13 protein-coding genes are annotated in these 14,085 nt (G+C 76.6%); 4 read left to right on the top strand and 9 right to left on the bottom strand.

What is annotated here, in order from left to right; all coding sequences use genetic code 11:
• Positions 1–503: 503 nt before the first annotated feature.
• Positions 504–734, top strand: coding sequence for a hypothetical protein (locus tag C7M71_RS31935; protein ID WP_229759269.1), 231 nt, complete (start codon positions 504–506; stop codon positions 732–734).
• 243 nt (positions 735–977) lie between these two features.
• Here the strand turns inward: C7M71_RS31935 and C7M71_RS18960 are convergent, their stop codons facing one another.
• Positions 978–2,006 (bottom strand): SMI1/KNR4 family protein, encoded by a 1,029-nt coding sequence (locus C7M71_RS18960; RefSeq protein ID WP_111494298.1) that lies wholly within the window; start codon positions 2,004–2,006, stop codon positions 978–980.
• A 215-nt stretch (positions 2,007–2,221) separates the two neighbouring features.
• Here C7M71_RS18960 and C7M71_RS18955 point away from each other — a divergent pair, with 215 nt between their 5' ends.
• Positions 2,222–2,851: a DUF1349 domain-containing protein gene (locus C7M71_RS18955; RefSeq protein WP_229758803.1), complete on the top strand. Its 630-nt coding sequence runs from the start codon at positions 2,222–2,224 to the stop codon at positions 2,849–2,851.
• A gap of 55 nt (positions 2,852–2,906) precedes the next feature.
• Here the strand turns inward: C7M71_RS18955 and C7M71_RS18950 are convergent, their stop codons facing one another.
• The 8 genes from C7M71_RS18950 to C7M71_RS18915 form a co-directional block, all read right to left on the bottom strand.
• Positions 2,907–4,097 (bottom strand): glycosyltransferase, encoded by a 1,191-nt coding sequence (locus tag C7M71_RS18950; protein WP_111494296.1) that lies wholly within the window; start codon positions 4,095–4,097, stop codon positions 2,907–2,909.
• Entirely contained in the window at positions 4,094–5,308 is a 1,215-nt protein-coding gene (locus tag C7M71_RS18945; RefSeq protein WP_111494294.1) for a cytochrome P450, read from the bottom strand. Before C7M71_RS18945 ends, C7M71_RS18950 begins: the two co-directional genes overlap by 4 nt.
• A complete protein-coding gene (locus C7M71_RS18940; protein ID WP_111494292.1) occupies positions 5,298–5,867 on the bottom strand; it encodes a GAF domain-containing protein in 570 nt (189 codons plus the stop codon). The genes C7M71_RS18945 and C7M71_RS18940 overlap by 11 nt, the downstream gene beginning before the upstream one ends.
• Positions 5,864–6,703 carry a S8 family peptidase gene (locus tag C7M71_RS18935; RefSeq protein ID WP_111494290.1) on the bottom strand — a complete coding sequence of 280 codons (840 nt, stop codon included), beginning with the start codon at positions 6,701–6,703 and terminating at the stop codon, positions 5,864–5,866. The genes C7M71_RS18940 and C7M71_RS18935 overlap by 4 nt, the downstream gene beginning before the upstream one ends.
• The gene (locus C7M71_RS18930) at positions 6,700–10,137 is read right to left on the bottom strand and encodes an adenylate/guanylate cyclase domain-containing protein (RefSeq protein WP_114914435.1); all 3,438 of its coding nucleotides are present in this window, start codon (positions 10,135–10,137) and stop codon (positions 6,700–6,702) included. The genes C7M71_RS18935 and C7M71_RS18930 overlap by 4 nt, the downstream gene beginning before the upstream one ends.
• A gap of 66 nt (positions 10,138–10,203) precedes the next feature.
• A complete protein-coding gene (locus C7M71_RS18925; protein WP_114914434.1) occupies positions 10,204–10,455 on the bottom strand; it encodes an aroma-sacti cluster domain-containing protein in 252 nt (83 codons plus the stop codon).
• Positions 10,452–11,168, bottom strand: a complete 717-nt coding sequence (locus tag C7M71_RS18920; RefSeq protein WP_407675916.1) for an iron-containing redox enzyme family protein — start codon at positions 11,166–11,168, stop codon at positions 10,452–10,454. Before C7M71_RS18920 ends, C7M71_RS18925 begins: the two co-directional genes overlap by 4 nt.
• Positions 11,165–12,268 carry a radical SAM protein gene (locus C7M71_RS18915; RefSeq protein ID WP_114914433.1) on the bottom strand — a complete coding sequence of 368 codons (1,104 nt, stop codon included), beginning with the start codon at positions 12,266–12,268 and terminating at the stop codon, positions 11,165–11,167. Before C7M71_RS18915 ends, C7M71_RS18920 begins: the two co-directional genes overlap by 4 nt.
• A gap of 398 nt (positions 12,269–12,666) precedes the next feature.
• On the opposite strand from C7M71_RS18915, the gene C7M71_RS30750 reads away from it, so the two are divergent.
• Positions 12,667–12,819, top strand: a complete 153-nt coding sequence (locus C7M71_RS30750; RefSeq protein ID WP_162824300.1) for a hypothetical protein — start codon at positions 12,667–12,669, stop codon at positions 12,817–12,819.
• Positions 12,820–12,892: 73 nt separating this feature from the next.
• On the top strand, positions 12,893–14,083 hold the full coding sequence (locus C7M71_RS18910; RefSeq protein ID WP_111494962.1) for a radical SAM protein: 1,191 nt from the start codon (positions 12,893–12,895) through the stop codon (positions 14,081–14,083).
• Positions 14,084–14,085 lie beyond the last annotated feature (2 nt).

Raw genomic sequence — 14,085 nt, 5'->3', positions numbered from 1 at the left:
GAGGCGGCGGAGGCGTGGAGCCACCAGGCTGCGGCGGGTAACCGTAACCACCCCCCGCACCGGAAGGCGGAGGCCCCGCAGGACCACCCGGCGGCGGAGGCGGAACACTGCCCACACCGGGAGGCTGAGGCGGAGGCCCCGCAGGGCCACCGGGCGGGAACAGAGGAACGCTGCCCACACCAGGAGGCGGCGGCGGGTAACCGTAACCACCCCCCACATCAGGAGGCGGAGGCCCCGCAGGACCACCCGGCGGCGGAGGCGGAACACTGCCCACACCGGGAGGCTGAGGCGGAGGCCCCGCAGGACCACCGGGCGGGAACAGAGGAACGCTGCCCACACCAGGAGGCGGAGGCCCCGCAGGGCCACCCGGCGGCGGCGGGTAGCCGTGTCCGGGAGGCGGAGGCGGCGGGCCCGCAGGGCCGCCCGGTGGCGGCATCGGGGGGCCGGGTGGGGAGGGGTGGCCGTGGCGGCCTGCGGCGGGGGTGCGCTCGGGCGGGGCGAGCATGGTCGGTACGTCGCCGGGCCCCTCCGGGACCGGCGGCGCGACCATCCTCGCGGGCCCGGCCGGGGCGCCCAGTTCCGCCGCCTCGGCGGCGAGCGCGGCGGCGCCCGCCTCCTGGAGCCACTGCGGCGGGCTGAGCAGGAAGGAGGTGGCCTCCACGGAGTCGCGGGCGGGCGGTGTCGCCGTCCCCGCCGAGGCGGCGCCCGCCGGACGGCCGTACGCCTGCTCGTAGTGCCGCACCACCTCGTTGACCGGCAGCGCCGGCCAGAGCGTGGTCGCCCCGCTGTCGCGGGCGATGACCATCCGCACCTCGCCGCCGTCCGACGACGGCCCGGTGGCCCGGTCCACCGCCCAGCAGACGAACCCCAGGTCGAACTCGCGCACCCGCACCTCGCGGCGCTGGAAGTGCGGCACTCCGCCGTTGACCCACTCCTCGGCGGTCTCCTGCGCCTGCGCATACGTCACCACGGCCGGATCACCCCTGCCCCTTCGCGGGGACGGCGCGGGCGAACCCGCCGTCCACCATCAGCTCGGCCACCGTCTCCAGTTCGGGCGGGCTGCCCGCCAGCCGCAGCAGGAACGCGTCGAAGTCGTCCCCGCAGGGCAGCAGCAGCCGTTCGCAGCGCTGGTCCGGCGGTTCCTGCGCGCCCGTGTCGCGGGCGTCGTCGTACGGGCAGAACCAGACCGAGCCGGTGCGCGGGCCGCGCACCTTGAGCGCCAGCAGCCCGCCCTGGGCGTAGGCGACGGCCAGGTAGTCCTTGGTGAGGTGGTCGCGTACGCACTTGTTGACGTAGACCAGGTCGTCCAGCCGGTGGCTGTCGTGGACGCCGAAGAACGGCTGGTCGAGCAGGAGTCCCAGCTCGGTGTCGAGGGCCACGCCGACCGGCGCCCGGCCGCCGGCGAGCTTGAGGAAGCCCCGGTAGGCGCCGGGCAGCCGGTAGCCGAGCCGCTCCTCGACCCGCTGGAGCTGATCCTCGGTCACCGTCACCGGGTCGCCGCCGTCCTCGGTGAGGGAGAAGTGGGTGGGCCGGTGCTCCTGGAGCGGGCGGGTGCCGCGCCGGGCGTGGTCGGCGCTGGACAGGGCCAGGCCGCCGTGGTGCCGCAGCAGCGCCTTGACCTCGACCGGGACCAGTTCCAGGCGGCGGCTGCCGGTCGGGGCGCCGCCGACGGCGTGGTGCCAGGTCCAGCCCTGCGGGGTGGCCACGGCGCAGTCCAGGTCGGCCCAGAGGGCGTGGCCCTGGGTGTACAGGGCGGCGTTGGCCGAGACGTAGTCGGTGAGCCGCAGTTCGTCCACGCCGAAGCCGTCGGGCGGGTCGGCGACCTCGGCGGCGGCAGCCGCGAAGGGGCCGAAGTCCGGGTAGCCATGGGCGTCCACCCGCACCCCGGCGGGGTACTTCTCCGCCCGCAGCGGGTCGGGGAAGTGCACGGCCTGCCCCGCGTAGGCGGCGCCAGGCGCCTGTGCGCTACCGGGTCCGGCAGGCGCCCCGGGCCGACCTGTCGTCATCGCGATGCCCCCACTGGCTCGGCTCCTACTGCTCCGTCCCCAGCCTAGGGGGTGGGGGGTGCCGCTCCCCATCCCCGGTGGCGGCCCTCTGGGGGCGGTCCCCCGACTCCTCTGGCGCGCTGCGCCGCCGCCCAGCAGGATGGACGGCAGCGCCCGCACCGGCAGCGCAAACGGTGCGGCGACAAGACGAGGGGGACGCCACTGTGGCCGGACCTGTGGAACCCGAAGCGGAGGGGTACATCATCCAGGGTCTGCTGATCGCACTCGCCGAGGAGGGGCCGCTCGGCGGCTCCTGGGCCATCGACGGCGGGACGCTGACGATGACGTCCGCCCCGAGTACGGACCTGTTCATCGACCCGATGAGCCGGGAGGGCGAGCAACTTCCCGACGCGGGGCGGCTGGTGGGGAGTCCGCCGGAGGGCGACTTCACGCTTGCCGCGCGGGTGGCCGTGGGGTTCCGCAGCACCTATGACGCCGGGGTGCTGCTGCTGCACGCGGGCGAGCGGGTCTGGGCGAAGCTCTGCTTCGAGTACTCGCCGCAGCACCGGCCGACCGCGGTGACGGTGGTGACCCGGGGCACCTCCGACGACGCCAACGCCCATGAGGTGATGGGTGACCGGCTCTGGCTGCGGATCACCCGCAGCGGCGCCGCCTTCGCCTTCCACGCCTCCGCCGACGGCCGCTGGTGGCAGTTGCTCCGCTACTTCACGCTGGGCCCGGAGGCGGCGAACCGGGTGAAGATCGGCTTTATGGCGCAGTCGCCGCTGGGCGAGGGCTGTACGGCGGTCTTCGACCGGATCGCCTTCCAGCGGGAGGCGCCGAAGGACCTGCGCGACGGCAGCTGAGCCCGGCAGGCACGGCACGGCCGGGGGGCGGTGACCGGCCTGGGCTGACGGTGGGTCACCCGGTGAGGGTGCCGGCGGGGCTGACGGCGGGGGTCGGGTGGGAGAGGGATTCGATCAGGGTGGCGGCGGCGGGTGGGCCGGGGGAGCGGCGGAGCCAGTCGCCGACGGCGGTGGTGCGGGCGCGTAGGGCGGGGTCGGTGCGGGCCGCGTCCAGGGCGGTCGGGGCCGCGGCGGGGTCGGCCGGGGCGCGGTGGGCGACTCCGGCCCGTAGGCAGGCCTCGGTGAGCAGGGGCTGTTCGCCGCCGGCGGGGTGGAGCAGCAGCGGGCGCGCGGTGAGCAGGGCGGCCAGGACGGGGGCGGTGGTACCGCTGGCGACGACGGCGGTGGCCCGGGTGATCAGGGGGGTCATCCAGGGGTGGCGTACCGGCAGCAGGTCGGCGCCGGGGGCGGGTCGGGCCGGGCCGGAGCGGCCGGTCTCGACGACGGCCTGGTACGGGCCGCCGGTGAAGGCCGCGTTCAGCCAGGGCCAGAGGCTGCTGCCGCCGAAGCTGCGCCCATGGTGGACATAGACCAGGGGTTTGCCGCACCGGGCGATGCGGGCGTCGAGGTCCGCGAGGGTGGCGAGGTCGGCGGGGTCGGGGGCCGGTTCCCACCAGCAGGGGCCGACCCGGTGGATGCGTTCCGGCAGCTCCGCGCCGGGGTACTCGAACGCCGGGTGGCCGCGCAGCAGCAGGGCGTCGCCGGTCAGCGGGCGTTCCGGGGCGCGGTCGCGGCGGGGCGGGAGTCCGGCGTCCTCCCGGGCGCGGGCGTAGTGGCCGAGGGTCTCGTGCAGCCGCCAGGCGCGGAGCGCGGGCCGTTCGGGCTCGCCCTGGCCGCCGGCCGCGTACGGCCAGAGGTGGGCGGCCAGGCCGAGGACGGCGACCGGCAGGTCCAGGGTCTCGGCGGCCAGCAGGGCGCCGTGGCAGAGCACGGAGGTGACCAGGGCGTCGGCGCGGGTCCGCCGGGCGGCTTCGCGTACGGCGCGGTACTGGGCGGCGCCGTACCGGAACCAGTTGCCGACCCGGAAGGCCGTCGCGTCCTCGGGTCCGGCGGTCGCGGCCGGGTCCAGGCCGGGCGGCAGGGGTCCGGCGGCGCCGCCGGGGGCGAGCACCCGTACGGTGTGGCCGCGCCGCCGCAGTTCCAGGCCGACGGCGAGGGCGGGGTAGCGGAATCCGGGGTCGCTCAGCGGGCAGAGCAGCACGTTCACCGGGGATCCACCCCTGTACCGAGCAGGACGGGCAGTGCGGCCAGCACGCGGTGCTGGCAGCCGCCGCGCCAGGAGAGCTCTGCGGCGGGGACGGCGAGCCGGGCGGCGGGGCGGTGGCGCAGCAGCGCGGTGAGGGCGGTGCAGAGTTCCAGCCGGGCCAGGGCGGAGCCGAGGCAGTAGTGCGGCCCGAGTCCGAAGGCCAGGTGGCGGGCGGCGCCCGGCCGGTCGAGGTCCAGGGTGTCCGGGTCGGGGTGGTGGCGGGGGTCGCGGTTGGCGGCGGCCATGGCGAGCAGTACGCCGCTGCCGGCCGGGATGACGGTGTCGCCGAGGGTGATGTCGGCCAGGGCCCGGCGGCGGGTGCTGAACGGCGCGGGGGTGTCCCAGCGCAGCAGCTCGTCCACGGCGGCGGGGACCAGAGCGGGGTCGGCGCGGAGCCGGGCGTACAGGTCAGGGTGGGTGAGCAGGGCCCGTACGCAGAGGCCGATCATCTGCGCGGTGGAGTCGAATCCGGCGAGCAGCACCATGGCGCAGAGCGAGACCAGTTCGTCCTCGGTGACGTCGCCGTCCGGCTGCCAGGCGGTGGCGATGGCGGAGAGCAGGTCGCTGCCGGGGGCGCGGCGGCGGGCCGCGATCTCATCCCTGACGTGCCGTTCGATGCCGTCGGTGGCGGCCTGGATGTCGGCGGGGGTGCGGCCTCGGCGGTCGAAGAGGGCGGTCATCCAGCCGAGGAGGTCGGCGCGGGCCGCCTCGGGGGTCGCGAACGCCTCGCAGAGGACGCGGAAGGAGAAGGGGCGGGCGAAGGCGCTCATCAGGTCGGCGGGCCGGTCGGCGGGCAGCGGCGCCAGCAGCGCGGCGGCGGTGGTCTCGGCGGCCTGCCGGTAGCGCTCCACCCGCTGCGGGGCGAAGGCGGGTGCGGCCAGTCTGCGGATGCGGGTGTGGTGCGGCGGGTCGTAGTCGACCAGGCTCAGCTCCAGCGCGCGGTACGGGCGGGCGCCGGGCGCGGGCGGCGGGTGCTGGAGCGACAGCCGGGGGTCGAGCAGCCCGGCCCGGACGTCCTCGGCGCGGGTGACGACCCAGACCGGCCGACCCCGGGGGTCGTCCACCCTGGCCACCGGGCAGCCCTCCCGCAGCTCGGCGAGGACCGGGTGGGGGTGCTGGACGAACGCCCGGCCGAGCGGTGAGGGGGCGGGGCGGCGGTCGTCAGCCGGCATGGCGCAGCAGCTCCTTCAGCTCCTCGACCAGCCGCAGCCCGGTGGCCCGCTGCCCGGCGTCCAGGTCCGGCCGGTCGACGGGCGGCAGGTCGGCGGCGCGGCGTTCCAGCACGATGCGGAGCGCGGCGGCGGCCTGCCGGGCGAAGAGCGCCAGCAGGTCGAGTTCGCCCAGGCTGGACCGGGACTGCTGCACCGGGTCCAGCACCTCCAGCACCCCGAGGATGCGGGTGCCGTGGATGAGCGGCGCGGCCATCAGCGCGTCGGGGACATAGCGGGTGGACTCGGCGAGGTCGCGGGCGAAGGACGGGTCGTGCGCGAGGTCGTCCACCACCATCGGCTCGCCGGAGGTCGCCACCCAGCCGGCGATCCCCCGGTCGGCCGGGAAGCGCATGCCGACCAGGAACTCCTCGCCCCGGCCGGAGACGGCCTCGAAGACCAGCTCGTCGGCCCGCTCGTCGAGCAGGAAGATGGAGCTGGCCTGAGCGCCGAAGATGGCCTGTGCCACCCCGACGATCGACTGGAGGAGTTCCCGCGCGACGGGGTCTCTGCTCTCGGTCATTGGGCACCTCTGCTGCCGGTCCGGACATTGGCCGCGGATAGGTAGAGCGCGTTCTTCAGCTGGAAGGTCGTCATCGCCGGGTGCTTGGCCAGGATGCGGGCGCAGAGCCCGGCGACATACGGGGTGGCGAAGCTGTTGCCGGTGGTGCGGATGGTCGCGCCGCCCAGCCAGGGCACGGTGACGTTCTGGCCGGGGGCGAAGAACTCCACCGGTGGCCGGGGGTTGTACAGGTACAGGTCGGGGTCGTCCTCCTGGTGGCTGCCGACCGAGATCACCGAGGAGAACCGCCAGGGGTAGCTCTCCACCTGGGTGTTGTGCGCGGAGGCCACGATCGCGGTGCGGCCGAAGTAGGCGTCGTCGGCGAGCACCCGCAGCGCCTCGGCGAAGTGCGGGCGGGTGGTGGACAGGCTCATGTTCACCACGTCGAAGCGCTGCCGGACGGCCCAGCGGAGCCCGGTGAGCAGGGCGTCGCCGGTGCCGGCGAACCGCTCGCCGAGGACCCGGACGCTGTACAGCTCGCAGTCGGGCGCGGTGCGGCGGATGATGCCCGCGCAGGCGGTGCCGTGTCCGCAGGTGTCCCCGGTGGAGGTCTCCTCGACGGTGAGCCCGTCGTCGCCCTGCACCACGGCGTAGGAGCCCTGCACCGGGCCGACCAGCGGGTGGTCGCGTTCCACCCCGCTGTCCACCACGCAGACCCGTACGCCATGGCCGGTGGAGCCGCCCCAGGACCAGCCGGCGGTGATCCGCTCGCCGTCGGCGTCCACGGGGATGTCCTGCGGGCCCCGGCCGCGCAGGCTCCAGGTGAGCGGGGGGCGGGGAGCGGGCTGGGTGGTCATCGGGCGGCCTCCCCGTACGGCGCGTCCGGTCCGGTGGCGGCGGCGCGGGCGGAGAGCCGCGCCGCCCACCGCGCCCCGGGCCGGTGCCCCTTCTCCGTGAAGCCGAGGCCCGCCTCGGCGGCGGCGTCGGCGGCGCGGGCGGGGCTGCCGGTCAGCAGCAGGGTGTGCGCCCGGTCGAGCGCGGCCACCGCCCGGGCCACCGGCGAATCGGTGCGGCCCGCCCGGTCGCAGGCCCGCTCGGCCAGCCGTTCCGCCTCGGCGTGGTCGCCGCGCAGTGCGGCGATCCGGGCGAGCAGGCCGTCGCGGTCGGCCGCCTCGGAGAGCGGCAGGCCCCGGTCGTCGGGTTCGACCCGGCACAGCGCGCGCCGCCACTCGCCTCGGGCCAGCAGCAGCCGGGCCAGTTCCCGGGAGACGGCGGCGGGCAGGCTGCCGCCGAGTTCCCGGCCCGCCCGCTCGGCCTCCAGCAGCAGTTCCTCGGCCCGTTCCGGGCGGCCTGCCGGGACCTCCACGGCGGCGGCGAAGACCGGCAGGAAGACGGCCGCCTCGGCGTAGCCCAGTTCCCGGGCGAGCCGGGCTGCGGCGGCGAGGCAGGCCCGGGCCTCCTCGGGCCGGTCGTCCAGGGCCAGCAGCACGGCCAGCGGGCAGTTGAGGGTCACTCCGACGGTGCGGCGGCCGGCGCCGTGCTCGGCCAGCAGGGCGCGGCAGCGGGCGACGGCGGACGGTACGGGCTCCGGTCCGAGCCAGAGCGAGACGCCGACCGCGCCGAGGGCGAGCGCCCGCTCGGGCTCGGCGTCGGCCCGTACCGCGTGGTCCAGAGCCCGGGTGAGCCGCCGGTCGGCCTCGGTGTGCAGGCCCCGGCGCTGCTCGTCCTGGGCGATCCGGATCTCGGCCCGGGCCAGCCCCAGCAGGTCCCCGGCGGCCTGGAAGACGGGCAGCACAGCCCGCGCAACGGCCGTCGGCGACCCACCCACCACCCCGGCCTCGGCATCCACCCCCGGCCCGGCGACCAGCCCAGCGGCAACCCCGATTTCGGCCACCGAACCGGCAACGCCCGGCCCCGCCACCGGTCCAGCGGCAGTCCCGAACTCAGCGACCGGATCGGCGACCGGCCCAGCCACGCCCGACCCGGCAGCCGGCCCAGCGGCGGCCGCCCCGGCGACAGCAGGCTCCACGTCCGGCCCAGCCGTCGGGTCGGCGACCTCCGGGTCGGCGGCGGGTTGGGTGGCGGCGAGGGTGAGGCGGGCGTGGGCGGCGCTGACGGGGTCGCCGGAGGCGGTGGCAGCGGAGACCACCTGCCGCAGCAGCGCCGCGCCCTCCTCGGTACGCCCTCGGGCCAACGCCGCCTCGGCCAGCCTGCGGGCGGCCGGTGCCCAGCATGGTTCGCCGGGGCGGCTGACGGCCACCGCCCGGCGCAGCAGGTCGTCGGCCCAGCGGAGGTCGGCGCGGGCGAGTGCCTGGGCTCCGGCGGCGGCCAGCCGGTCGGCGGCGTGGCGGCGCAGCCGTTCGGTACGGGCGTCCAGCAGGCCGAGTTCGGTGCGGTAGCGGTGGGCCTGCTCCAGGTGGAGGCCCACCGTGCCGTCGGTGGCGCCGCCGGGCAGTGCGGCGGCCCTTTCGTGCCGCTCGGCGCGTACCCGCTTGGCCATGCCCTGGTAGGCGACCTCATGGACCAGGCCGCTGCTGAACCGGAAGGCCGGGCCGCCGCCGGGCGCGCGGCGGGCCGGTTCGACCAGCCGCCTGCGGATGAGCCGCCGCAGGGCGGCGCGCACGGTGTCTCCCTCGGTGCCGTCCGGCGGCAGGGAGCCGCCGGGCCGCCCCTCGGGGCCGGAGCGGGCCAGGGCCGCCAGCCGGTCGAGGTCGAACTCCCGGCCCACCACGGCGGCGAGGTCGAGTACGGTGCGCTCGGCCGGGCCGAGGGCGTCGATCCGCGACCCCAGCAGGGCGTGCACGGTGGGCGGCAGTTCCTCCGGTGGGCCGCCGTCGGCCAGCATCGCCAGCAGCTGCTCCAGGTGCAGCGGGTTGCCCTCGGCGCGTTCCAGCACCCGGGCCGACTCCGGGTCGGCCAGGTGGGCGCCGACCTCCTCCAGCCCGGCAGCCAGCCGGGCGGACTCCTCGGCGGAGAGGCCGGGCAGCATCAGCGAGACCGCCTTGAGCCGTCCGCTGCCCCAGCCGGGGTGGCGGTCCAGCAGTTCGGGGCGGGCGGTGCAGACCAGCAGTACCGGTGACCGGTCCAGGTCCTCGCAGAGCCGGTCCAGGACGCCCAGCAGCAGGGCGTCGGCCCAGTGGCAGTCGTCCAGTACCAGCAGCAGGGGCCGCCGCCGGGCGAGGCCGCCCAGCAGGCAGGCCGCCGCCGCGCAGGTGTCCTCCACCGACGGGTTGGGGGTGCCGTCGAGCAGCAGGCCGCTGCGGAGCAGGGCCAACGCCTCGGCCTGGTCGGCGAGTTCGCCGGGGTCGGCGTCCGGCTGAAGCGCGGCGGGGTGCTCAGGGGCGGCCTCCAGCAGGTGGCGGAGTGCGTCGGCGAGCGGGCTGAGTGTGCCGCCGTCCCCGTACGGGCGGCAGCGGCCGGTGCCGTGGGCCACGGCGGTACCGGTCCGGTCGAGCCGGTCGAGCCATTCGCGGACCAGGCGGGTCTTGCCGATGCCGGCCTCGCCGTACAGGGTCGCCAGGTGGCAGCCGAGCGTCCCGGTGGTCTTCTCCAGGACCAGGTGCAGCTGCGCCAGCTCCTGCTCGCGGCCGACGAACGGGATGTCGAAGCGGCGCAGCAGCTCCGGGTCGTCGTTGCGGACGGCCAGCAGCCGGTGGGCGCGGACCGGGTCCGCCTTGCCCTTGAGCCGCAGCGGTCCGGCGTCCTCGGCGACGGCGGCGGCGCCGGCGGCCCGCAGGGTGTCCGGGCCGATCAGGATCTGCCCGGCGGCGGCGTTCTGCTCCAGCCGGGCGGCGACATTGACCACCTCGCCGGAGACCAGCGCCTGCCGGGCGGAGGCATCGGAACCGGCCACCACCTCACCGGTGTTGACCCCGATCCTGACGTCCAGCCGGACGCCGGGCGCGGCGGCGAGTTCCGTGTTGAGGCGGTCCAGGGCGGTGAGCATGTCCAGGGCGGCGGCCAGCGCCCGCCGGGCGTCGTCCTCGTGCATCACCGGGACGCCGAAGACCGCCATCACGGCGTCGCCGATGAACTTCTCCACCGTGCCGCCGTGCGCCTCGATCTGACGTCTCATCACCTCGAAGTAGCGCAGGGTGACGGCGCGCAGTGCCTCGGGGTCGAGCCGGCCGGAGATCGCGGTGGAGCCCACCAGGTCGCAGAAGACGACGGTGACCACCTTGCGCTCCTCGGTGGCCGGGTCGGCCGGAGCGGCCGGGGCGCAGGGCGTCCCGCAGCCGGAGCAGAACCGGGCGCCCGCGACCAGCGGCGTCCGGCACGAGGAGCAGTGCATCGTGGAGTCCTCCCTCTCGGCGGACGGGCGGCCGTTCACGAACAGGTCCGTTCGGAGCTGGGCCGTTCAGAACAGGGCGCCGCCCGCCACCACGCCGTGCGCCTGCACCTCCGGCTCGACCGCGTCAAGCCGTCCCTTGATCTCCAGCAGCAGCGCCAACTCCTCGGCGGAGAGCGAGCGGAAGACCTGCCGCTGCTCCTCGGTGAAGCCGTCGACCACGATGCCCGCGGCCTCCAGCACCTCCAGTACGTCGTCCACGTCGTCTATGTCGTCTATGTCGTCTATGACGGCTGCCTGGTCGTCGTGGCCGTCGGTCATGGGGCTCCTCCTGGCGGCGCGTGGGGGACGGTCGGGTCCGGGCGCCGGAGCAGTTCCACGGCGGCGGCGACGGTGTGCAGCGCGCTGACCGCGACCCAGCTCTCCTGCTCCGGGGTCAGCGGCAGCCGGTCCAGCAGCGCGTCCAGGTCGGCGCCGTGGCCGGCGTCCAGCACCGCGTGCTCCCGTACCGTGCGGAAGGCCGCGTCGGGCAGGCCGGTGGTCCGCGCCAGCCGGTCGGCCAGCCAGGGTGCGGGGGCGTGGCCCTCCAGGACGGCGATGTAGCCCAGCAGGCAGACCGGGTGGTGGTGCAGCACCCAGTAGAACTGCGCGCCGACCAGCCGGGCGGCCTCCGGCGGCGGCAGCTGCCGCAGCGGCTCGGCGGGGTCCCCGCCGGCGAGGGCGAGGTCGGCCAGCAGCCAGGCGTCGTGGTGGCGTTCCTCCTCGATGTGTGCGGTGAGGTAGCGGCCGAGCGGCCCGGCGACCGGGTCGGCCGGGCCCAGGTCGGCGCACCGCCGGGCGGCGGTCTCCATCAGCGGTACGGAGGCCCGGATCACCGTGTGCATGGTCCGCAGATAGGCCCGGTAGCGGTCGGCCGGGTCGGGCAGCCGCCAGAGCGCGGAGAGCGCGGCGTGCAGCGCGGCGGAGGCCGGTTCCAGCTTGACCGCCAGCCGCCGCGCCGCGCCGGATGCGGCGGCGGGGGCGGGAGCGGTCACCGCGTCGCCCCGGCGGTCTCGGGCAGTGGGTGCCCCGGCGCGACCAGGTCGGCGTACCCGGCGCAGCCCCAGCGGCGGGCCAGCGCCACCGGCCCGGCCTGGTACTGGAGTCGGGCGGCCTCGCGGTCCAGCAGCTCGCCGACCGGTCCGGCCCCGGCCCGGCGGGCGGCGTCCGCGACGGCGGGCCGCTCGGAGAGCCTGCGGCAGCCCGTGCAGCAGTCCTCGGCGGCGTTGGGTGCCGGGTCGCCGCCGTAGCGGGCGTACAGGTGGTCGGGCCCGACGGCCCGGACCATCCGCAGCAGCGGTGAGCCGGCGGCGCGGGCGCGGACCACCGGCCAAGGGTCGTCGGCGATCCGGCCCAGCAGCAGATGGGCGGGGGCGGGGCGGCGGTCCACCACGTCCTGGTTGCAGCAGGCGACGACGGCGCCGTCGAAGGCGACCACCGGCCAGGCGGCCATGGCGCAGGGCTGCACCGCGCCCGGGTCGGCCGCCCCCGTACGGGCGGTCGCGGCCCAGCCTGCGGCCCGGCCCACCGCGCGCACCTCGTTGACCAGCATCGGCGCCCGGTCGCCGAACTCGCGGCGGACGGCGGCGGTGGCGTCCGCCAGGTACGGGTCGTCGGCGCCCGTCCCGGTGAGGTGGAAGCTGGCCGGTACGCCCGCGTCCAGCACCTGGTGCACCGCGCGGAAGGCCGCCGCCCTGGGCACCTCCCGCTCATGGAAGGCGTCCAGGCTGGCCGAGAAGTGGTCGACGGCGGTGACCGCACGCAGGATCCGGGCCGGGATGCGGTCCTCCCGGGCGAAGAAGAGGCCGCTGAGCAGGGCGCTGCGGGTCCCGGCCGTCCGGGCGGCGGCGGCGAGGTCGGCGGCCAGCTCCGGCCGCAGCAGCGGCTCGCCGCCGGTCAGCAGCACCACCTCGGGCCGGTCGGCGGCGGTGAAGGAGCGGACGAACCGCAGCAGCGCGGCCCCGTCCACCTGCTCCGCCGCCATGGTGGAGGCGGTCGAGCAGTGCGCACAGCGCAGCGGGCAGCGCCGGGTCAGGGTGAGGAGCAGGCCGGCGCCGGGCACCGGGCGCAGCGCGAGCAGGTCGGCCAGCCGCATCGGCACACCCTCCCTCCGGCTGGTCGGCGCGGCTCCGGGCCGCCGGGCCGCCGCCGTACGGGGACCACGGTGACGCGGCGCGGTTGGCTGCCGGTTGGGTGCCGGTTCGGGGACGGTATGGCCGCTGCTCAGCGGGGTTGCCGGGGGTCGGCCGAGCGGCGGCGGGGGGCGGCGGCCGACCCGGTGCACCCGTCGCCGCCTGCGCGTTCACCGCCCGCATACCGGCGTCCAACCGCTGCCGAACCCGGGCCGCCTAGCTTCTGGAGGGCCGGCGGACGACCGTCGGCCCGCCTCCGTCCGAGCGGTCGGCCGTACCCCGTCGGCGCCCGGTCCGGGGCGGACAGCCCGTCTCCGTCCGCCACTCCCAGCATCTGCCACTCCCAGAACAGGAGTCCGCCATGGCCGAGAACACCGAGCCGACCCCCGAAGAGATCGAGACCGGCAGCGAGGACGCTCCCGAGGTCGTCGCGCACACCGCCGACGTCGACGACGAGCAGGGCATCTCCGACGTGGCCGGCTGGTGCGGCGTCCACCAGGAGAAGGTCAACTGATCCACCCGCCGGGCCGACCCCCGGGTCGGCCCGGCGGCCCGGTCAACCGCCGCGCCCGCTCCTGGGAGGAAGCATGCACAGCACCCTGCCCGCCGTCTCGGAGACCGGCGCGCGGCTGATCCGCTCCGCCCGGGGATGGTGGTTCCTCGGCGGCGGCGGCTGCGCGCTGCTCCGCCCCGAGCAGGTCACACCGGAGGGCGTACCGCGGCCCTCCGCCGAGCGCTATCTGCGCAAGGCGGGCCTGTACACGGCGCCGCCCTACCGCGTCTACGCCCTGACCGTGCTGACCAGCACCGACTGCAACCTCGGCTGCGACTACTGCTTCCAGAACACCGGGCAGGACCCGGCCGGGGGCAGCCGCCCGCCGAGGATCAGGCACGCCCGGCTGACCTCCGAGACCATCGGCGCGGTGCTGGACTTCACCCGCCGCCGGATGGCCGACGCCGACCTTGACCGCCTCTCGCTGCTGCTCTTCGGCGGCGAGCCGCTGCTGAACCCGCGCGGCGCCCGGGAGCTGCTGGCCAGGGCCGCCGACCTGGGCCTGGCGGGGGCCGCCATGACCTCCAACGCCACCCTGCTCACCCCGCTGATCGCCAAGGAGCTGAACGCCGCCGGGCTCGGCTCGGTCCAGGTGACCTTCGACGGCGACCGGGAGGAGCACGACCGGATCAGGGTCCGGCGCTCCGGCGGCGGCACCTTCGACCGGATCACCGCCAACCTGGCCCGCGCCACCGAGGCCACCACGCTCCGCTGGCAGTTGCGGGTCAATGTCTCGCACCGCAGCCGGCCCGGCATGGACGAGTTGGTCGACCGGCTGGCCGAGCGGCTGGACCCGACCCGCTGCTCCCTCTACTTCGCGATGGTCGGCGACGTGGGCGTGGGCTACCGCAACGACCTGCTGCACAACGGCACCCTGGCCGCCGACTTCACCCGCTGGTACGCCGCCGCCCTGGACCGGGGCTTCAGCGTGCCCCGGCCGAGCGCCCACACGCCGTGCCAGTCCTGCTCCTTCCGGGACGGCCGGTACGGCGCCGTGATCAGCGCCGACGGCACCCTCTCCAGCTGCTGGGACACCGCCGGGCGGCCGGAGTGGCAGGTCGGCACGCTCGACGACGGCTATCTGCCGGACGAGCAGGCCGAGGGCCGCTGGGTCTCCTGCGGCGACCTGTACCGGCAGAGCGAGGAGGCCGCCGCGCTCACCGCCTTCCAGGACCAGGTGGACGCGGCGCTGCTGGACCGACTGAACGCGGCCGGACGCCTCTGAGC

The sequence above is a fragment of the Peterkaempfera bronchialis genome (assembly GCF_003258605.2).
GTDB classification, from domain to species: Bacteria; Actinomycetota; Actinomycetes; order Streptomycetales; family Streptomycetaceae; genus Peterkaempfera; species Peterkaempfera bronchialis.
This window is presented reverse-complemented; position numbering and strand designations above follow the sequence as displayed.